20 protein-coding genes and 1 riboswitch are annotated in these 20,713 nt (G+C 39.5%); of the genes, 14 read left to right on the top strand and 6 right to left on the bottom strand.

Annotation, left to right across the window (positions count from 1 at the left end):
- Positions 1–6 precede the first annotated feature (6 nt).
- Together UP17_RS29370 and UP17_RS20270 are read left to right on the top strand one after the other, a co-directional pair.
- Entirely contained in the window at positions 7–132 is a 126-nt protein-coding gene (locus UP17_RS29370; RefSeq protein WP_284149543.1) for a hypothetical protein, read from the top strand.
- 113 nt (positions 133–245) lie between these two features.
- Positions 246–662, top strand: a complete 417-nt coding sequence (locus UP17_RS20270) for a VOC family protein (RefSeq protein ID WP_061464777.1) — start codon at positions 246–248, stop codon at positions 660–662.
- Positions 663–1,018: 356 nt separating this feature from the next.
- Here the strand turns inward: UP17_RS20270 and UP17_RS20265 are convergent, their stop codons facing one another.
- Together UP17_RS20265 and UP17_RS20260 are read right to left on the bottom strand one after the other, a co-directional pair.
- The gene (locus UP17_RS20265; protein ID WP_061464775.1) at positions 1,019–1,534 is read right to left on the bottom strand and encodes a GNAT family N-acetyltransferase; all 516 of its coding nucleotides are present in this window, start codon (positions 1,532–1,534) and stop codon (positions 1,019–1,021) included.
- 39 nt (positions 1,535–1,573) lie between these two features.
- Positions 1,574–2,353, bottom strand: coding sequence for a VOC family protein (locus tag UP17_RS20260; RefSeq protein ID WP_061464774.1), 780 nt, complete (start codon positions 2,351–2,353; stop codon positions 1,574–1,576).
- A gap of 171 nt (positions 2,354–2,524) precedes the next feature.
- Here UP17_RS20260 and UP17_RS20255 point away from each other — a divergent pair, with 171 nt between their 5' ends.
- The 3 genes from UP17_RS20255 (at position 2,525) to UP17_RS20245 (ending at position 5,777) form a co-directional block, all read left to right on the top strand.
- Complete coding sequence (locus tag UP17_RS20255) at positions 2,525–2,962, top strand: ATP-dependent metallopeptidase FtsH/Yme1/Tma family protein (protein ID WP_061464772.1); 438 nt, start codon at positions 2,525–2,527, stop codon at positions 2,960–2,962.
- A 197-nt stretch (positions 2,963–3,159) separates the two neighbouring features.
- Positions 3,160–3,238, top strand: a riboswitch (ZMP/ZTP riboswitch).
- Positions 3,239–3,380: 142 nt separating this feature from the next.
- The gene (locus UP17_RS20250; RefSeq protein ID WP_061464770.1) at positions 3,381–4,580 is read left to right on the top strand and encodes a phosphoglycerate dehydrogenase; all 1,200 of its coding nucleotides are present in this window, start codon (positions 3,381–3,383) and stop codon (positions 4,578–4,580) included.
- 294 nt (positions 4,581–4,874) lie between these two features.
- Complete coding sequence (locus UP17_RS20245) at positions 4,875–5,777, top strand: DUF4405 domain-containing protein (RefSeq protein ID WP_061464767.1); 903 nt, start codon at positions 4,875–4,877, stop codon at positions 5,775–5,777.
- Positions 5,778–6,234: 457 nt separating this feature from the next.
- On the opposite strand, the gene UP17_RS20235 is transcribed toward UP17_RS20245, so the two are convergent.
- Together UP17_RS20235 and UP17_RS20230 are read right to left on the bottom strand one after the other, a co-directional pair.
- Positions 6,235–6,705 (bottom strand): FixH family protein, encoded by a 471-nt coding sequence (locus tag UP17_RS20235; protein ID WP_061464763.1) that lies wholly within the window; start codon positions 6,703–6,705, stop codon positions 6,235–6,237.
- Between the two features lie 27 nt (positions 6,706–6,732).
- Positions 6,733–8,100, bottom strand: a complete 1,368-nt coding sequence (locus UP17_RS20230; RefSeq protein ID WP_061464762.1) for a PepSY-associated TM helix domain-containing protein — start codon at positions 8,098–8,100, stop codon at positions 6,733–6,735.
- 504 nt (positions 8,101–8,604) lie between these two features.
- Between UP17_RS20230 and UP17_RS20225 the strand changes: the two genes are divergently transcribed.
- Positions 8,605–9,663 (top strand): M4 family metallopeptidase, encoded by a 1,059-nt coding sequence (locus UP17_RS20225; protein ID WP_061464760.1) that lies wholly within the window; start codon positions 8,605–8,607, stop codon positions 9,661–9,663.
- 32 nt (positions 9,664–9,695) lie between these two features.
- Complete coding sequence (locus UP17_RS20220; RefSeq protein ID WP_061464759.1) at positions 9,696–10,013, top strand: protealysin inhibitor emfourin; 318 nt, start codon at positions 9,696–9,698, stop codon at positions 10,011–10,013.
- 163 nt (positions 10,014–10,176) lie between these two features.
- Here UP17_RS20220 and UP17_RS20215 read toward each other — a convergent pair whose 3' ends face one another.
- Complete coding sequence (locus tag UP17_RS20215; RefSeq protein WP_061464757.1) at positions 10,177–11,535, bottom strand: IS1182 family transposase; 1,359 nt, start codon at positions 11,533–11,535, stop codon at positions 10,177–10,179.
- A gap of 589 nt (positions 11,536–12,124) precedes the next feature.
- Here UP17_RS20215 and UP17_RS20210 point away from each other — a divergent pair.
- The 7 genes from UP17_RS20210 to UP17_RS20180 all read left to right on the top strand — a co-directional run bounded on the left by UP17_RS20210 (position 12,125) and on the right by UP17_RS20180 (position 19,916).
- Positions 12,125–13,231 carry a DNA sulfur modification protein DndB gene (locus UP17_RS20210; protein ID WP_061464755.1) on the top strand — a complete coding sequence of 369 codons (1,107 nt, stop codon included), beginning with the start codon at positions 12,125–12,127 and terminating at the stop codon, positions 13,229–13,231.
- Positions 13,218–14,249 carry a DNA sulfur modification protein DndB gene (locus tag UP17_RS20205; RefSeq protein ID WP_061464753.1) on the top strand — a complete coding sequence of 344 codons (1,032 nt, stop codon included), beginning with the start codon at positions 13,218–13,220 and terminating at the stop codon, positions 14,247–14,249. Before UP17_RS20210 ends, UP17_RS20205 begins: the two co-directional genes overlap by 14 nt.
- 155 nt (positions 14,250–14,404) lie before the next feature.
- Positions 14,405–14,962 (top strand): competence protein ComK, encoded by a 558-nt coding sequence (locus UP17_RS20200; RefSeq protein WP_061464751.1) that lies wholly within the window; start codon positions 14,405–14,407, stop codon positions 14,960–14,962.
- A gap of 393 nt (positions 14,963–15,355) precedes the next feature.
- Positions 15,356–17,104, top strand: a complete 1,749-nt coding sequence (locus UP17_RS20195; protein ID WP_061466195.1) for a sensor histidine kinase — start codon at positions 15,356–15,358, stop codon at positions 17,102–17,104.
- Between the two features lie 4 nt (positions 17,105–17,108).
- Positions 17,109–17,840 carry a LytR/AlgR family response regulator transcription factor gene (locus UP17_RS20190; RefSeq protein ID WP_061464750.1) on the top strand — a complete coding sequence of 244 codons (732 nt, stop codon included), beginning with the start codon at positions 17,109–17,111 and terminating at the stop codon, positions 17,838–17,840.
- Between the two features lie 150 nt (positions 17,841–17,990).
- Complete coding sequence (locus tag UP17_RS20185) at positions 17,991–19,442, top strand: carbon starvation CstA family protein (RefSeq protein WP_061464749.1); 1,452 nt, start codon at positions 17,991–17,993, stop codon at positions 19,440–19,442.
- Between the two features lie 204 nt (positions 19,443–19,646).
- Positions 19,647–19,916: an excalibur calcium-binding domain-containing protein gene (locus tag UP17_RS20180; protein ID WP_061464747.1), complete on the top strand. Its 270-nt coding sequence runs from the start codon at positions 19,647–19,649 to the stop codon at positions 19,914–19,916.
- Between the two features lie 204 nt (positions 19,917–20,120).
- Here the strand turns inward: UP17_RS20180 and UP17_RS20175 are convergent, their stop codons facing one another.
- Positions 20,121–20,432: a hypothetical protein gene (locus UP17_RS20175; RefSeq protein ID WP_061464745.1), complete on the bottom strand. Its 312-nt coding sequence runs from the start codon at positions 20,430–20,432 to the stop codon at positions 20,121–20,123.
- Positions 20,433–20,713: the final 281 nt, after the last annotated feature.

Genomic DNA, 20,713 nt, shown 5'->3' with positions numbered 1-20,713 from the left:
TAATAGGTGCCTAATGTAGAATCGGATTCTTTTGAGAATGATAAGGCATTAAACCCCGGTTCATTCATTGATTCTACAAGTTTAGCCGGCGGAGTCATTAGCCCATGGGTTACGGGCGGCGATGGTTCTTGAATTGGTTTTGTTATGCATACATCCATTCTTTTTTTGTTGCGGGCAGGATAATCGGAAAATGGAGCGAATAGTAGGTGAATGAACATAAAATAAATCAAGTGAGGGTGAATTTGATGGGAGTTCAAGCAGAGAAGATCTTTGTAAACTTGCCTGTTAAAGATTTGGATGCCTCAATAGAATTTTTCACAAAGGTGGGCTTTAAGTTTAACGAGCAAATGACCAATGAAAATGCAACATGCATGGTTATCAGTGAGTCTATATATGTCATGTTATTGGTTGAAGATTACTTTAAAACGTTTACCAAGAAGGAAATCCCGAATCCAGCAGCAAGTACGGAAGCCATCGTGGCCCTATCGGTTAAAAGTAAGGAAGATGTGGATGAGGTCGTGAATAGGGCACTCGATGCTGGCGGAAAGCCTTTTAATGAAGCCATCGATCATGGGTTCATGTACGGTTGGAGTTTTCTGGATATCGATGGGCATTCTTGGGAAGTTTTTTACATGGACGAAAGCGGATTTAATCAAAATTAAATCAAACGCAAGGCACACTCCTCACTTAAGGGCTGTGTCTTTTTTTGAAGTCAACATGAATGCCTGCTAGAAGTAGGAACCCGTTAGTTGGAGTGTATAACATCACATTTAACAAGTAAGACAAAGCAGGGGAAGGTGAGAAGAACTGAAGTTCCCAACAAAAATCGGCACTGATATGAAGGATGAACAATATGAAAACCCTTCCCACATAATATGTGGGAAGGGATTGCTAGTTTATGGACACAAAACTTTGCACTATTATTCTATCGGTTTAGTTCGAGAAGGATGTCATAGAAAACTGCTAGAAATAAAAGGACCCTTCGCATCCAGCAGCATTCATCTTAAATGAAGTTTAATCATAACAATACAGGGCTAATATCTTTCCACTCATAAACCAATAGATTTAATTCAGCACCAGCCATTTTGATTTTTTCGGTTTTAAGCAATTCAGCACCAAAAGCCTCATAGAAAAATCGAGAGTTATTATCCTCAAGCACCTCAACAAAAATTGTATGGAAGCCCAGTTTTTTAAATATAAAAAATAATTCTTTGATGAGTTTCTTTCCTATCCCCATTCTTTGAAAATCTTCGAGGATATATATCGCAGTTAGATCACCCGAATCTTCAACTTTATTCGTTTCCCTTTTTCCGCCGCTTATAAATCCGACTATTTTTCCCTCGTTATTTTCTGCTACATAAACATGGTTTCCATCTTTAGATATATTCTCTATCCATACGTCTTTCCTTTTCCCATAAGACAGTTTATCTAAAAAATCACTTGGCATTATATTTTTATATGTGGTACGCCAGCAATCGACATGGACTATTGCTATACCTTCAGCATCAGCAACGTTTGCCTTTCTTATTAACAAATTGATTTCCCCCTTTACAGGTTAAATGAAAAACGCGGTTCAAATAGGTAAATTCAAATCTTTCACCATTGACGCACTGAATTCAGGAGTATGTTCCATATAAAAAGGATAACTATCACTAAGTATAAATAGTTTCTTAGAGTCATCTAAAAAAGTGTGATCCATTTGTTTTGTCAGTTCATCAATAAACCTTTTATCGGGTGTACCGAACGTCACCGCCATTTTTGGCGGTAAGGCCTTCATGGCAATAGGGATCCAAGGCCTTTGTTTTGAAACCACTATTGCATGTGCTGTCCCGCTAATTACGAAATTAAATATATCTTGATCTTGTTCCGTTTTCATACCAAGGTTACTTTTCAGCCAATCGCGTAAGCTTGGTACCGAATCCACAGGGAAGCCAATCTCTCTTAAATAAAGTGTTCTTAACATTCCGGATGCCTTCAGTTCATCTTCATTTACATAATCATGGGCAATGATTTCGAGAAGGTGGCCATCTCCATCACGAAAATATAGATTTTTTCTTCCGTTCGTTTCGTCGATATACTGACCTTGTTCTTGTCTTAGGACCAATAATCCGGATTGTTGGATAAATGATGCCGCTTCATCAAATTGAGAATATGGGACTTGAAATGCAAAGTGTGCTGGAGAAATGGGCTCAAACGCTTCTTTAAAACTCAACGTAGTAAAAGGCGTCAGCTGAAACTGAATGAACTCTTTAGATTCTGATAGAATGGGGAGCTGCAGGCGGTTAGCGTAGCATTGCTTTACACCTTCAATAGATACTGTCAGTAATTCTAAATCTGCGAAATGAGTAATCAAAATTTTCACCCCTTATTTTCTAGTTTGCTATACCTCCTATTTTTTACTAATATTATCCATTTTGCCAAGAAATCAACAGGGCCTTCTTTTTAAATGAACATGGAATAATTGTTAATGATTACTATTATATGATACTATTGACCTAGTTTGTTTCGTGGGGGAAGGTGTAGGATGAAGCGGATTTTCCGTAATAAAATATTTTATTTACTAATCTTCTTGGTTACCTTGGGGATTGTGTTTATTTTTAATAATGACAATGAACCGACTGAGGAATTAACTGAAGATGAATTTTTCACAACTTTAGAGGATGGCAAAGTAACATATTTGGAGTTGGCGCCCCAAAAAAGAGTTTTTGAAATAAGCGGGCGGCTGAAAGGTTATGAAAAGGATCAATATTTTATCGCCACTGTCCCAAATAGTGAAATTTCGATGAATAGAATGAATGACGCTGCAGAAGAACATGATATAGAAAAAATTGTGGTCATGCCACAAGACACAGAGACAAGCGCATGGGTCAATTTTTTTACAACATCCATCTCGATCATGATCATTTTCACCCTATTTTTCGTTATTTTACTATTGGTCAAAAGAATGAACCATTCTAAATGATGAAAAAACTTGCTTTTCCAATTGGATGGTTTGAGATGAAAGGGAATACTGGCGTGAGCATGATTTGGCAAAGGCTATTAAACCTGCTTAAGTTGGCCATTCGCAAGCGGTCATGCTGAGTGTTGACTTCTTCCAAATAAAACCTTTAAATTGATATTGAAATTTGCTGAATAATTTGATAGAATAAAATCAATCAAAAGACTATGTGCAACTGGCGAAACACGGATAACCGTGAGGGAACACATAGTGTCGTAGCCGTTCGCCTGGGCAGAGGTAAGGGATTTTATCCCTTGCCTCTTTCTGTTTATTAACAGAGGATAGTGAAGTTTTAAAGAATGCAGATTTTCATGGGCAAAAAATATTGTCAATATTTCGAAATTTGAAAAAAAACTATCATAACCAAAAGGGGACAAACAAGATGAGCACAATTCTTTTAGAAAAAGTGAAAACGATCAAAACATTAAATAATATTGCTGAAAGCGGGCTAAATGTATTCAATAAAGGCGATTTTACGGTCGACAACGACAGTGAAAACCCTGATGCGATCGTTGTTCGCAGCTTTAACATGCATACAATGGAATTCGGAGATCAATTAAAAGCAATCGCAAGGGCAGGGGCGGGAGTCAATAATATTCCGGTCGACAAATGTACCGAGCAAGGAATCGTTGTTTTTAATACACCTGGTGCTAACGCTAACGCTGTAAAAGAAATGGTACTGACATCATTAATGGCTTCATCTCGTAACCTTTTTGCCGGTGTGGCATGGACAAAGACATTAGAAGGCGAAGGAGAACAAATTCCGAAGCTTGTAGAAGCAGGAAAGAAACAATTCGTTGGAAAAGAAATCAAGGGAAAAACTCTTGGTGTAATAGGCTTAGGAGCGATCGGTGCGCTTGTGGCGAATGATGCCCTGGATTTAGACATGGATGTAATTGGATTTGACCCGTTCATCTCTGTCGATACAGCTTGGAATTTATCTCGCAATGTACAGCGCGCCATGACGATTGAAGAATTGTTTGCAGAATCTGATTACATTACTGTACACGTTCCATTAACGGATGACACAAGAGGAATGTTTAACCAAGAAACATTTGGCATCATGAAACCAGGCGTTCATATTTTGAACTTCTCACGCGGTGAGCTAGTGAATGAAAATGATATGGAAGCTGCACTTGAAAGCGGGAAAGTTGGCAAGTTCATTACAGACTTCCCGAATGAAAACGTGCTGAAAATGAAAAATGTCGTTCCAATTCCACATCTTGGTGCCTCTACGCAAGAATCAGAGGAAAACTGTGCCATCATGGCAGCACGTCAGGTGAAAGGATTTTTAGAAACAGGGAACATCAAGAACTCAGTGAATTTCCCAAATACTTCCCTTCCTTTTACAGGAAATCGTCGTGTGGCAACATTCCATGAAAACGTTCCGAACATGGTTGGGCAAATCACACTGGCTGTATCAGGCTTTAATTTGAACATCGCTGATATGGTTAACAGAAGCCGTGGGGGATATGCGTATACGATCATCGACATTGACGGTGAAGTAAACGGCGATATCATTCCTAGCTTGGAAGAAAAAATCAAACAAATCGAAGGCATCGTTACAACCCGTATTATTTAATTGGAACAGGAAGAAAGCATGAAGGAACGCCCTGATGCTTTCTTGCCCAAATGATAAATAGCAATGCAAGCCTCAATTCCTTTAAGGAGTTGAGGCTTTTTAATTTGCATGGGTTTAGCGTTATAAAGGAATCGTTGGTAAGTTCAGTGTCTTCAAGATGCAATTCCTCCAGTTAATTCTCCTTAAACTCCCTTAATAAAAAATTAAGAAAAACTATTCATAATAAGTTTCACCAATATGAATAGGGAGTTAGTTAAAAAAATTCAAGGACAAACTACTTAGGGAGGATAAGATATGAAAAAGCTGATGTTCGTGAAGCTTGGATTAGATATTTTAATGGCCGTTACGTTCGTATTATTTTTCAATAAACAAGTATTAGGAGGATTAACGTTTCATGAAATTGCCGGGTTAGTAATTGCCGTATTATTTTTCATCCATGTGATGCTCAATTGGCGATGGGTAAAAAAAGTCACGGTTAAATTGTTTGACCTTAATTTACCTCTTAAAACAAAATTTGGTTATTTTTTAAACGTAATGTTATTAATTACAATGACCTTTATTATGATCAGTGGTATTTTTATTTCAAGAGTTGTATTCCCAAATATCAACGTTGGTAATGAACAATGGTTTAAAATTTCTCATATATCCATTTCGTTTTTAGTGCTTATTTTAGTTGCAGCTCATATTGGATTACATTGGAAATGGGTAATAAATGTTTTTAAAAATATGATGAAGTTCAGAACCCCCAAACCATTCATAGGGATTTTAGCAAGAGCAGCAACAATTGCTTTATTAGTGTTTGGGGGCTATCAAATGTACTCAACAAATTTCATCATGCAGCTGCAAGGAGTTGCGGATGTGTTTAATCTTTCTTCTTCACAAATGCCAGAAGGTGGCTTCGAAAGGGGAGAAAAACCGAACTTTCAAGGGGACTTCAAAAGGGGAGAAAGACCAAATCCTCCGGAAGGCGGCTTCGAAGCGGGAGAAGGCCAATTTGAAAAACCAATGTCAGAAGGCAGCCTAAAAGGGGAAAAAGGCCAATTCGAGAGTTCGAACGCTTTAGGCGTTATCATAACGTATTTTGGCATAATGTCTGTATTTATAATTATCATTTATTATATGGGGAAATTTATAATGAGAAATAAAGGTAAAAAGAAAAAAACAAACTCCAGTAATGGGGATTTAACGAGTGTATAAAAAGTAACTCTATAATGGGGATATTGGTTGAACCAGTATGTTCCCTTGATTTTTTAAATAGGCTTTGGAAAGGTGTATTTTACTTCTTGCTAATCCAGCTAGGTTTAGGGAGAAGTGAAATTTTTTCCTTTTTCTCAGGCAGGTTGAAACAAAGCGAAAGGTAATAACCAAGAAAAGCAGTATCCCCCAAAATTCTGACGATGCTTTTGATGGAGTATATTCGATGTTAAAAAGACTCCAACAGGAAGCAATTGCTCGGTATTGCCTTCATTCCAAAATCCATTAATCGCAATAGGTATACCATTCTCTCCAATCCATAAAATATTGGTTATTTATTAAAATAACAAAAATAAAAACTAAAATTCTTACACTATTATTATCATTACCAACAAAAACGGGGTAGCAAATATCCATAGAAAATCCGGTCTTCAAATGAAAACCGGATTTTCGAAAAGATTTAATGATGGTGTTCATGACTTTCCTCTTGTTTATGCATACCTTTTTGCATGATTTTTAAATCACTTTTAGAAAGTTTTCCTACGATAAACTGTTTTTGAGGCATAATGATTGAACCATCGTTACTAGCATGTACTTTTATATAGTATAGACCATCACTATCAAAGTTTTTACTTAAACTATAAGTACCGTTTCCCTCTGCCTCAGCTTGTTCCATACTATATTTGAGAGATCCATCTTGTTTCCATATCTCAAAGTGAACAAAATCTGCGCTTCTAACCCTTTTACCACCTTGAGTAAGAACAACCTTTATCGTCTCCTGTTTATTAGCAGTAAAGGATTCTGGTATGATTATTTCTGATTCAAGAGGCGTCTCTTCTTTGTATTGATTAGCGGCATCCTTTTCAAGTGAACATGCACTTAGCAATAGGATGAAAATAAAGATTAAAAAAATACATATATTTTTTTTCACGGAAAAAGCCACCCTTTACATTTCGAATTATGCATTCATAACCTTCTTAACTACAGATCTTCTTTTAATAATTAACCAGTCAATTAGCCACACAACAATAAGCGACAAACCAACCAAAGGAAACAAAATTCCTAGACCTATTAACAGAATTAGAAAGGATTTCATGTTCTTTATATGAGGAGCTTTTGGTGCACCTAATCCTTTTTTCGGCTTTCGCTTCCACCATAAATAAAAACCACTAACGGCAACAAGAATTATTCCTAAACAAATAAGAAGGCTGATTATTTGATTAATCAAACCAAATTGGGTCCCTTTGTGCAATGTAATTCCCCATGCAACTATTTTTCCTATTAAGCCGTAATGATCATAACGATAATCAGCTAGAACTGCACCGGAATATTGGTCGATATGCATAGTTGCTTCATCTTGTGCTTTCGGTGGAAAAGCTGATAATGTATAAACGCCATCTGTTTCATTTGGAATATTTATGCTATAACTTGGATGCATACCCTCACGATTCGCAATTGTAACTACATCATCAATGGACAGTGGGATAAAACCTTGAATACCTGAGATAGGTACATCTAAATTTTCTGCTGCCCAAGGAACATCTGCAATATCTTTTGTTTTAATTGAGGATGTTGGAGCACTTCCTGACCATATAGATGGAGGATACCCAGATCCAGAATTGGTAGCTAACGATTGAAAATTACTTCCCCAAAAACCTGACCAAGGCAATCCTGTCATAATTAAAAATAGCATACCTGCAGTTATCCAAAAGGCAGGTACTGCATGTAAATCTCTTCTGAAAATATTTTTTCCTTTATTTGATCTTGGGAAAAGTACACCAGAAAGACCTTGCTTCTTTTTTGGATACCATAAATAAAGACCGGAGACAATTAACACAACTGCCCAGCACGCAGCTAACTCTACAATTCTATCACCTAAGGTGCCAGCCATTAGTTCACCATGAATTTCTTCAATTTTATCCATAATTCTGTCTTCATCATTCAACTCTCCAATAGATTTACCTGTATAGGGGTCTATAAAAATTGTAAGGGACTCCTTATTAGAAGTAATGCTTACTTCACTTGAACGAGAGGCATTTTCTCCTGGATGATATTTTGTCACCACTGCATTAGGGTAAAGTTTCTTCACTTGCTCAATCTGCCGGGATGCCGGTATTTTATCTTCTTGCGGAGTAACCTCGTTGTAGTCTTGATAAAGTACTTGTTCAATTTGTGGCTTAAATAAATAGATTGAGCCAGTGGCTGCTAGAATAATAAGTAAGGGTGCGAAAATAATTCCAGCATAAAAATGCCATCTCCATACTGTTCTATACAAAGAGGTGTTTGTTTGATTTTGTATAGTAGTTTTTGTTATACCCGCTTCCATATACAGGACCTCCTATTTTTTTGAATAGTATTTTAAATTCACCTATATTGATGATAAATAATATTTGTGAGTAAAATATGAAGTTTGTAAAAAAAGGAAATTTAGATTTGCATAAGTTATTCACCGCGAATTATCATTATTTGATATATTTCCCATTTTACTAAACTCCATTGTTCATTCAACAAGAAAATCCAACAACCTCCTATAGCAGAGCCTTTTTTTAAGAGAAAATGAAAATGAGTTATCAAACCGAAAAATAAGAACAACTGTAACTAAGGAGTGAATCTGCTGAGAAAGAGTTTGCAAATAGAAGAGTGGGAAGGAATGGAGGAAAATGGGGGTAGTCCGGCGAAAGTAATCTATAGAAATGTGTTGAATATAGGAAAAGCATCAAACACTTGTTGAACGGATAAGTACCATGAAGGATGTTGAGGACAGACGCGTTGGCATTATTGTATAACGAAAATGTAATGGATCGAAAAAAAACATGAAGGAGTGTTGAATATGCACAAAAGAGATTGTTCCAAAAAGTGTCAGTGTTTCATCGTACCTAACTATATTCTTGAGAATTTGGCACAAAATGATGTGGAAGAAGCACGGGTCAGTTTAGCGAAAAGCCGTCATATGCGCAGGCGCAGAATCTTGAAGGAATATGATATTGACGGTGTTGTCGCTTTAACTGATGCAGGAGCTGGCCCTCGTGGAGAATCTGCCCGCCATGTTTATGATTGCAAGGGAGGAACGAAACTCCGGGAGAATGAGGCCAGGAAAGAAGGGGATCGATCAAATGCAGACCCAATAGTTAACGCTGCATATGATTATAGCGGAGTTGTGCGTGACTATTTCAAGGATGTCTTGCATCGTAATTCAATTGATAACAAAGGCCTTGATCTCATTCTGAACGTTCATTATGGGAATAAATTCACGAATGCCTATTGGGACGGGGATGAAATGGTATTTGGTGACGGCGATGGGGTCATCTTTAGCAATTTTGCCAATTCACTCGATGTTATTGGACACGAACTTACACATGGGGTTACGCAGTTCACAAGTGGATTGGAGTATGATGGTCAGTCTGGGGCCTTGAATGAACATCTTTCGGATGCGTTTGGAATTGCCATAAAACAATTTCATTTAAAGCAAACAGCGGGAGATGCAGATTGGCTAATCGGTGCTGATATAATGGGACCATCACTGAAAGGACAGGCGCTCCGTTCGATGAAAGCACCAGGTACTGCATTTGACAATAAGTTAATGGGGAAAGATTTGCAGCCTGATCACATGAGGAACTTCTATAAAGGAGATCGGGATAATCATGGTGTCCATATAAATAGCGGGATACCAAACAAGGCCTTTTATCTAGTATCGATGGAGATCGGAACGGACAAAGCGGCTTTGATCTGGTTCAATGCGATGCAGAATTTATTTGCAACGGCAAATTTCAATCAATTCGTACAGATTGTCATCAAGTCAGCGCAAAAACTTGTTGATAGTGGAGAAGTTCCGAAAACGGCTGTAGGGACAATTGAAAATGCTTTTAAAGCGGTTGGACTGCCTGAGTAGTCATAATCCATGAATAGGAGGCTTCATTTAACATGCATATCCAATTTAGCTGCATAGGGGGATTTGCCAACCTCGACTTGAACTTTAAGATAGACACAGATGAATTGCCAGAGGGAAAAAATGAGGAATTACTGAATTTACTGAAGACAGCTGACCTTCCTAATGCCCACCTAAGTAAAATGGCTGGAGCCAAAGCCCAAGGAGCGGACTCGTTTTCATACAAGCTGGATATAGCCGATGAAAAGCAGAAACAGTCCTTCTCATTTACTGACACAACAGCCCCGGAGGAAATACGGCCCTTATTGGATTACTTACGTAACTTAGCCATTGAAATAAAGATGGCAGAATAGATTAACTTAAATTAAATTTAAAGAAAAAAGTCTATCATTCAGATAGACTTTTCAGTTTGTAGACAAAAGGGGTTCGGAATTAAAAAATTCCGAACCCCTTTTTGAGATTCCCTTTGAATTTTTGCCTGAAGTTAGGAGATTGGGGCTCTACGAGCCCACTATGTTAGGCCATTTTTGGACCTCCCCATGTCCAATTGGCCATTTTCTTTAAATTAATGGCAGCGAAAGTAAGCATCGCCTGCATCGACAATTTTTTAAGTCCCCTTAAAGTTGTCCAACGCATACCATGCTTTTCTTTTGCATCTGCGAATACACGCTCAATCGTTTCTTTACGTTTCGCATATATAGTTTTTACATCTTGATGATGACGCAGATGATCTGCTTCTTCCACATGTGTTTGCCAAATATGCCGTGTCACCACTTTTTGATGGTCTTTGCTTTCTGTACACTGAGATAAAAATGAGCATGTCGCACAAGTGTGTTTGGGTGATTTATACTCGCGATAGCCCTCTTTATTGGTTGTTGAGTACTTTAATAGCTCTCCCGAAGGACAAAGGTAACAATCAAAATGTTCATCGTATACATAGTCCTGTTTGCGGAAAAATCCTTCTTTGGTGCGAGGACGTGTATAAGGTAAAGCCGGTATGATTTCTTTGTTAAATAGGTAGCTTGTAATCGCTGGTGTTTTATAAGCTGCATCTGCGGCAACGGCTTCCGGTTTTCCAATTTTCTCAATCACTTGTTCAACTAGTGGCTCTAAGATCTGACTGTCATGTATATTTCCAGGTGTTACAATCGTTCCCAATACAAAACCGTTGCGGTCTGCGGCCGCGTGGAATGAATAGGCAAACTGTTTTGTTCGTTCATCTTTCACATAGTAGCCACTCTCAGAATCCGTTGTACTTTCTTTAATCTCTTTGGTCTCTTCTTTATCAAATTTATCTGATGGAAAAGGCTTCTTTCCATGGTTTTCACGATCTCGATTGATTTCTTCTTGAAGACGCCCTTGATACGCTCGTGTTTCTTTACGAACGATTTTCTTTTCAAATTTCCGTTTATTCGCACTGGCTTTCACATGTGTGGAATCCACGAAAACGTGTTCAGCACTTATTAACTTTTTATTAGCAGCTGTCATTAAAATGCGATAGAAAATCTGTTCAAACAGGTCTGTATCTTTAAAGCGTCGCTCATAATTTTTCCCAAACGTAGAGAAATGAGGTACTTTATCATGGAAACCATAGCCTAAGAACCAACGGTAAGCCATATTAGTTTCAACTTCTTCAATCGTTTTACGCATGGAACGAATACCGAAGGTATATTGAATGAATGTCAGTTTAACTAAAATAACTGGATCAATACTTGGGCGTCCTACCTCTGAATACATATCTTTCACCAAGTCATAAATGAAAGTGAAGTTAATGGCAGCCTCTAGTTTACGAACCAAATGGTTCGGTGGCACCAGTTGATCTAACGTAATCATTTCAAGTTGATCTCGCTGAATAGAGTCATGTTTCGAAAGCATCCTCATCACCTCAAGTTTTAATACTTCTATTTTAAAACAAAAGCGACTCAGGGCAAAAGTGTTTATCTAAAAGATAAGACAAAGTTGATTGGAACGGAAGGTACGAGACTCCTGCGGGAAAAGCGCGTCTAGGGGAGACCCCGCAGGCGAAAGCCGAGGAGGCTCCCCGACCGCCCGCGGAAAGCGAGTGCCTGGAGTGGAAATCAACGGCCAAATTGTACAACTCATAAAAAATAGACAAACTCGTTTTCCTCGAGTTTGTCTACAGTCTGAAAAGTCTATCATTCAGATAGACTTTTTTTACGTGTTCTTAAAACTTCACAAAAATGTCATTTCATTTCACTTTTTACATGGATTTTGGCTGTTTGTTCTCTAAATGGACACAAAATAACAAGGAAATATCAATCTAGAGTAGCAGATTTGAAAAGGAAATTGGAAAGTATAGCTCTTTAATGAGGGCTTGTAAAGAGTTAGCCAGTCAAACAGGTAATTGAGTCACAATAGGGAACGAATTTTGATAGAGGTACAAACAGAGCGGTTTTACAAAAAATGCATAAAATAGGATAATGGTCACAGAGAGGTGAAGTGAATGACATATCAAGAAATGAAAGTGACGATACCCGGAAACAGCTGTACCCAATTCGGGAAGAGCATATTGATCTCGCAAATCCAATTCTCCACATTGGAGGCAATATTCGAGGTCGATGAGGCGGTTCAAAGAAAGCTTGATCTCAATAGAAGGACTGAAATCAGGGAGTTCATCATTGATTCTGTATCGGAAGGGGACTTTTACTTTTCCCCGTTCATCTTCTCGAGCAGGGGAGCGATCAAAGAAGTGACCGATGGCGGAGAACTGCCACCAGGAAGCAAAATATACATACTTGATGGTCAGCACAGGACCTACGCCCTAATTTCAGCCATCAGTCACTTAAGGGCGCGGAAGGAAGCGGAAGAAGAAATCGGTAACTTTAAGCAAGCTGAAAAGCTCCAAAGTCAAATTGATAAGTTAAAGACCTACCCCGTCACCATTCAAATCTATTTAAATCTGGAAACGCATGAAGAAAGACAGCTATTCAATGATATTAATACGAAGCGAAAAGAGCCGCATATAGGCTTGGTGATGAAGTACGATCAGCGGGATGAATATGCAGAACTGACACGGGACATTGCCAGGATATTAGAAAGTGAGATGGAGATAGAAGCCACCCTTTCGAGGATAACCGTGAACTGTACGGCGTTGACTTCGCTGACGATCATGAGGCGCTGCCTTATCGCTTTATTTGAAGGAAACGTCTCCGTGAAAACGGGCAAAGCCAATTATGGTGATGTAACCAAAGACGAAATCATCAGCATCGCAACCGCAATTTTCGAATCATGGCTGGAAATCTTTCCGAAGAAGATGGCAGACCGGAAAACATTCACATCCGGCTATTCCGGCATTCAAATAGCCCTTGCCCAAACGATCCACCAACTTCACAAACATCATGAAATCCCCTATGAAGAAGCAATCGATCACATGCTTCCATTGAAAGAAGCCTGCACATGGAAGCATGAGGATCCCTTGTTTTCACACATCTACGATCCCTTAAAAAAAAGAGTCAAAAACCATTCGACTACAAACGCCATCCAGAAAACGGCTCTTGTGTTCAAACGAAAAATAGAACAGGAAGGAGGATGGCTGCATGATTCTAGGTGAATTGGACCGGAAAAGAAGGAAAATGGTTTCCTACTCAATCATGGAACTGGTCCACATGTATCGCAATGGACAAATCGCCACTAGGGAAATCAACCAGCTGCGGGTCCGGTCGATCAAGAATTATCTGTTGGACAATGCTTTAACGAAAAATATCTATCTGCCACCACTCGTTGCTAACAGCAGGGAAGGAACCATCCTTAATGGAGAAGCGTTCGAATTATCGATCATCGATGGAACCCAACGAATTGCGGCTTTCGCACAATTGGAGGACAGTATCCTTAAAGCGTTAAAGAAGGATGAAGAAAAAGTGAAACAAGCTTACGAACTGGATTCACTCATGAAGGAAAGCTCGATTGCCATCCAAGTATTTGAAGGGCTTACACAAGCGGAAGAATCCCAGCTCTATCTGGATCTCAATCTAAAAGGCAAGAAAGTGGCCCTTTCCAAACGGATTTCATTCGACTCGCGAAACAACCTCAACGTCATTACCAATCAGGTGCTTCAAACTCATAAATCGTTAAAAACAGCCGGTGTCGAACTTGAAAAGCGTTCCATCAATCGACCAGGCAATAAAAACCTGCTATCGCTATCGCAATTGAGGCAGGTCATCGGCATCTTCATGACTGGGAAGGTACACGTAAACATCGAAGAGAAAGTTTCATCAAGTCCGCTTTCTAACAGTGAATACATCACACTCATTCATTTATATCTTAATGAACTATTCGACATATACCCGGCCGAACAGATGGGAGACTACACAAAATGCATGCTTGCCAGCTACCCTCTTTTCGTTGCCGTTGCGCTTTATGCCAATGACAATATGGAAAACCAGCATATCGAACAAAGACAACAGCTGATTTCCACGAGAATGTCAAAATTGAAAGAGGTGGACTGGAGCCCTGCCAATCCCATTTGGAAGGAGTTTAAAGGAACGTACAAAGGACGGCCGCCATTATTTCACCTAAGCAAAGATAAAAACAATATCGAAGAGCTGGTGCGTTGGCTGTATAGCTGTTGAGGAGGTGAGGGAAATGTGATTTTGAAAACAGTAAAAAACCCCTAGGTGAGTACGTCCGGTCAGACAATCACCTAAGGGCTTGCGAGCAGGAGTATGCCTGCCTCTTTAACCAGTATACTCCTAAAAAATGAATAGTGAAATGGGGAGTGAATGGAATGATGATACGAAAAAACTATTTATTGAATATGGAAACGGTGGGAATGATGGAGCGTTACGATTCAAATGGTGTCGAGATGACGACGGTAGTGGAGGGAGAGAACACCTTCCATGTTGCACAACCGCGTCAGGAAATCCTGAATAACACGCTAAACCACTTTGGCTTGGATCTGGATGGCGGTCTTGCAGCAGCCAAATCCGTGCTTGGCGGTAAATACAGGCTGCCCGTCTGCATAAATGCCCAGCTGGGAATGGTCTGGTTCTCCTCCCGCTCATTCCGGAAAAGAGGAGGGGTCTGGTTTTCCTACATTCACATTAGTGACCTCGAGGAAATGAACGAAAAAGAAACATTGGTCCACACAGACTATGGCCATTGCCTTCCTGTATCCTTAAGCAAAAATCAGCTTGCCTTCAAAAGGGACCAAGCATCCTATCTGCATACGACCTTCCATGGACGCTCTTTGGGCAAAAAAACCTTTTATTACGAGCCGGGAAGCGGAATCACCTTTTGCAAAGAACCTGGGGAGGTTCATTACAGGGTGAAAGGGAAGGGATAATAATTGTGATTTAAGAGCATGGTTTCTTCTGAAATCATGCTTTTAAATGTGTCTACTACGATCAAACAGAAGGAATTATTCCGTCTGTATAATGCAAATATTGGATCATTTCCTTTTTGTTTTAAACGGATGCTTTAAGGTTTCAATGTCTTCTAAGTTGGTAGATTAAAGTAATTCTTCAAGGGCATCAACATGTTATCACCCTTTTGGCGATCTTAGCTTCATTCTAACCTGAACTTTTTATATATTGTTATAAAAATCACCCTGAATTCCAAGGTACATGTGAAAAGAGATGTGGAGAACAAATCCATCCAGAGTATAATAAAGAAGTGCATTGCGCAGAGTACAAGCTACCAGACAATAGAGTTATATAGAGTTATTGGGGGTGACATCATCTTTGAATTATTGATCATCATGACAGAGCGACTCGGTATTATCGTGACGATCGCTTTTATCGTGACACGTTTTCGGTTTTTTCGGCAAATGTTAAATGAAGATAATTTAAATAGAAAACAGCGTGTTAAGGCAATCCTGTTTTTTGGTGTATTTGGCATTATAGGCACCTATACAGGTCTTACAATAAACTTTGATTCACTTGAAACGGGTCGATGGGTCAATACGGTCGGGGAAGATGAAGCCATTGCCAATTCTCGTGTCATCGGTGTCGTTCTTGCCGGTTTATTCGGCGGCTGGCCCATTGGATTGGGGGCCGGTTTGGTAGCGGGTATCCACCGATTTATGTTAGGTGGATTCACGGCGTTAGCATGCGGGTTTGCAACAATCGTGGCGGGGCTGCTTGCTGGACTTTTCTTCAAAATAAATAAGCATGTCAAGCTTTTGACTGCTTTCATGATTGGGGCAGCGGCAGAGACGATTCAGATGATCATTATCGTTTTAATGTCCAAGCCATTCGATAAGGCACTCTCCATTGTAGAGCATATTGGCATTCCGATGATCATTGCAAACGGCTTAGGCAGTGCTTTATTTTTATTAATCATAAAAAGTGTCGTAAACGAAGAGGAAAAGGCAGCCGCCCTGCAGGCACAGAAATCGTTGAGAATTGCGAGGAAAACACTCGGTTATATGCGCCAAGGAATGAATGAACAGTCTGCGACAGCTGTATGCAGGATTTTATTCGAAGAAGTGAAGGCAAGTGCGATTGCCATTACCAATGAAACGAAAATCCTCGCCCATATCGGGTTAGGGGGCGACCATCACTCTCCGGGGCGTCCGCTGCAGACAGAGATTACACGCCAAGTGATTGAAGGTGGGGACTTAATTGTTGTAGGCAAGCGGGATATTCATTGCCAAGTATCGAATTGTCCGCTTCAAGCTGTAATTATAGGGCCACTTAAACAAGGGAACAAGACAGTTGGTACATTAAAATTATATTTCCGTAATGAAAAAGAAATTAATAATGTAGATATAGAGCTAATGTCAGGACTTAGCATGCTGCTTAGTTATCAATTGGAAGTGTCACAGCTTGATGTAGCACATGAACTGGCACGGGAGGCCGAAATTAGGGCCCTTCAAGCTCAAATCAATCCGCATTTCCTTTTCAATGCCTTGAATACTGTCATATCATTAACGAGAATTGATCAGAACAAAGCCAGGAAAATGCTGCTGAGTTTATCTCAGTATTTCAGACAGAACCTTGCAGGAACAACGAGGGAATGGACTACATTATCAGAAGAGATTCAGCATGTCCAGTCTTATGCGAATATTGAAAAAATGCGGTTCGTCGATAAATTGCAGATTACGTATAGCGTTGATGAAGAAGTGTTATCGGCCAAAATTCCCCCACTTACGCTGCAGCCATTAATCGAAAATGCCATACACCATGGATTTAAAAATAAAACGGAAGATTGCTTGATTACTGTTAAAGCAAAAAATGAATCTGCTTCACATGTTCGGATTGTCATCAAAGATAATGGTACCGGAATCGATCCTGAACAATTACCGAAGCTAGGTCATGAAATGATTGTATCGAAAAGCGGTACAGGCATTGCGCTTTATAATGTTAATAAACGTCTTACGATGATGTTGGGTCAGGACTCCGCTTTACATATAGAAAGTGAGCATGAAAAGGGAACGGAAATATCCTTTATGATTCCAAAGGGAATAATGGAAGAAAGCAGGTGAGAATATGAATGCAGCCATTCGAACACTGGTCATCGATGATGAACGCTATAGCCGGGAGGAATTGATTCATCTATTGAAGCAACATCCGTCCATTGACGTAATTGGTGAGGGGGAATCGGGAGAACAAGCAATCCTAAAGACGATGCAAATGCAGCCGGACGCGATCTTCATCGATGTTGAAATGCCGATCATGAATGGCATGGATGCAGCGAAGGCTTTACGCGAATTGAAAAATGTCCCAAAACTAGTCTTTGCAACCGCATATCCTCAGTTTGGAGTAGAGGCTTTTCGGTTGGATGCAGTAGACTATTTATTAAAGCCTTATGATGAAGATCAACTAGCAGAAACGATAAGGCGTCTTGAGAAATTGTGTCTTAAGCCAGAGGATAGCAAGCCGGTCAAATCTGCAGGGAGGCTGGCAGTCGAGGTGGAGGGAGAAATTCTATACATCCATCCGAATGACATCATTTACATTTCACGCGAAGATAAAGTTTCGAAAATCGTTACGACAGAACAAGAATATGAAGTGAAAACGACGGTCAAAGAACTTGAAGAAAGGTTGAGAGAATTTCCATTTTTTCGGATTCATAAAAGCCACTTGGTGCATTTAGACTATGTAAAGCGTCTTACTCCATGGTTTAACGGTGCTTATCAGCTGGAGCTGAATGGACGCGATGAGATGCTTCCCGTAAGCCGAAACTATGCGAAAGCTTTCCGAGCTACATTAGAACTATAAGTAAATGTGACTAATTTGCGAACTTTTTACATCTTAATTAGCAAAATGAACATCTTAACTTACTAAATCGACATGATACAAAGAATTCGCTCTTTTCTGTCTATTCCTCCTTTATACTACTTGTAAGCGATTACAAAGGAGGTTATATAGATGTATACATTTATAGCCGGAGTCATTCTATTAATACTCGGATATTTCACATATGGTAAATTCATCGAAAAAATGTTTGGAGTCAAATCGGAAAGGCCAACACCGGCTTATGCGAATCAGGATGGTGTCGATTACTTGCCAATGAGCACAAGTAAAAATTCATTGATTCAATTATTGAACATCGCAGGCGTTGGACCAATCTTCGGTCCAATCATGGGTGCCTTATACGGTCCTGTCGCCTTTATCTGGATCGTAATTGGCTGTATCTTTGCTGGAGCGGTTCACGATTATCTTACAGGGATGATTTCCATCAGGAATCGTGGAGCACATTTACCAGAACTTGCAGGAAAGTTCTTAGGAAAAGTGATGAAGCACGTCGTAAATGCATTCGCTATTCTATTATTGATTCTGGTGGGTACAGTGTTCGTCACGTCACCAGCAGCATTGCTTCATAACTTAATGAACGGAACGGTCAGCTTAACGCTGATCACGGTTGCGATTTTCCTATATTATATTTTAGCGACACTATTGCCGATCGATAAAATCATCGGTAGATTTTATCCAATTTTCGGTGCCTTACTTTTAATAAGTTCAGTTGGAGTGGGCGGAGCCTTAATTTTTCAACAAGCACCAATTCCAGAACTAACATTATCCAACTTACATCCTGACAATATTCCCATCTTCCCACTATTATTTCTAACGATCTCATGTGGAGCACTATCGGGCTTCCATGCGACGCAATCGCCAATCATCTCACGTACGACCCAAAATGAACAACAAGGCCGGAAAATTTTCTATGGAATGATGATTGCTGAAGGAATCATCGCCATGATCTGGGCCGCGGCTGCCATGAGCTTATTTGATGGACCAGTTGGTCTGAACGAACTTCTTGCAACAGGCGGAACTGGACTGATCGTAAGTGAAGCAGCAACAGTAACACTTGGAGCCATTGTCGGAACCATTGCAGTACTTGGTGTTATCGTCCTGCCAATCACTTCAGGAGACACCGCTTTCCGAAGTGCGCGAATGATCATTGCCGATTACGTTAAATTCCCGCAACTGAAAATGAGCAGCCGCCTAATCATCGCCGTCCCGCTGTTCATCATCTCAATTGCCCTAACACAAATCGACTTCAACATCCTATGGCGCTACTTCTCATGGGCCAACCAATCAACAGCTGTCATAGCCCTATTCGTTGGAGCCATGTACCTATATATCGCCAAGAAAAACTACTGGGTATCCTTACTGCCAGGAATATTCATGCTTTACACAGTACTTGTCTACATCCTAAACGCACAAATCGGATTCAGACTATCGATGGACATCTCCTATATCATAGGAGCCATCATTAGCGCCGCACTAGTCGCCACCTTCTTCGTAGCAGCCAAGAAGCAACGGGCAGCGAATATCCCGCTTGAAGTAGATATAGGGCATTATAAGAAACCAGCTTAAGGGAGAAGCCACCGGGGAACCGGTGGCCTTTTCGTTTGGTCTGGCGGATGATATAGCAATGAACTTTAAAGCTGAGGAATAGCATCTGAAGTGAACTAGTACATACATAAAAATATAAAAATATGGAAACATTGTTATTGTAAAAAGTGGAATGATACTTTATGATTAGTGAAAAGTTAATATTTAGGAAAGGGTGTATATATTTTGAAAAAATTATTTGCTATTTTACTATCTTTTGGACTAATTTTGGGTCTCTCGTTTGGCGCGAATGATGTTGCCGGTGCCAAAACAAAGGTGAAGACGTATAAAAACTGTACGGAATTGAATAAAGACTACAAAGGAGGAGTAGCTCGTACATCTTCCGTTAAAAATAAAGGAGGCAAAACGAAATACAAACCTTACGTTTCAAAGGCGCTATATGATGCCAATAAAAAAAGCGATCGTGACAAAGACTTGATCGCTTGTGAAAAATAAAGCTTATTCAAAGAATCCTTTTAAAAGAAAGGTCTCCCAAACTGTAGACAGACTCGATTTTCATCGAGTTTGTCTACAGTTTGAAGCTAAAGCCTATACAGGTCTTTAGCTTTTTTCTCGTGTTTTATTTTTACATCTTTAATGATAAAACATTTAGGCTCAAAGAAATAAGAGGCAGTCAAGTAAAATTGGCTGTCCTATTTTTTATCTTTCAAACCGTCCAAAATGTGTATTTTCTCGCTTTATAAGTGCATCACCAAGATTGATTCTGCTCATAAGTCTCTCATGGTCCGAAGGAAAACGGTCTCTAATGTTTGCAGCTCCCTCTATTGTTGGGATATCACGATCAGGGCTAGGACGTTCTTCTCTTTGAAATCCTGGGTTCAAACCATCATCAATCATTACAGGTCTGTCAATTGTATCGTTGTCATCATTACTATTAGTGGGATTATTAGTTGGGTCTATATCAAGGTTCCTGGCATTATTAAATGGATCATTGTTATTTTCTTGTGGCATATATTTCACTCCTTCGCTTATATTATCCGCTTATGGCTTTAATCTATTCGCACGTCCTTATCCGTATGGTAATGATCCTGTTTTTTTCTAACCCGCAACAACGCCAATTCTCTTGATTTGTCATCTGGTACGAAGTGTCTAAAGTTTTTTAATGCGTTAAAAAAACTTGTAAATATTATGATTGACTTACATTTTAATTTGTCTTACAATTTCAATGTAAATAGTCAAAACATTCAATTAAATGGAAGGGGAGCTTTTTTAACGAGCTGATTCACTTCAAC

This window comes from Peribacillus simplex (assembly GCF_001578185.1).
GTDB lineage: Bacteria > Bacillota > Bacilli > Bacillales > DSM-1321 > Peribacillus > Peribacillus simplex_A.
The sequence above is the reverse complement of the archived record's forward strand: the minus strand, read 5'-3'. Positions and strand labels throughout refer to the sequence as shown.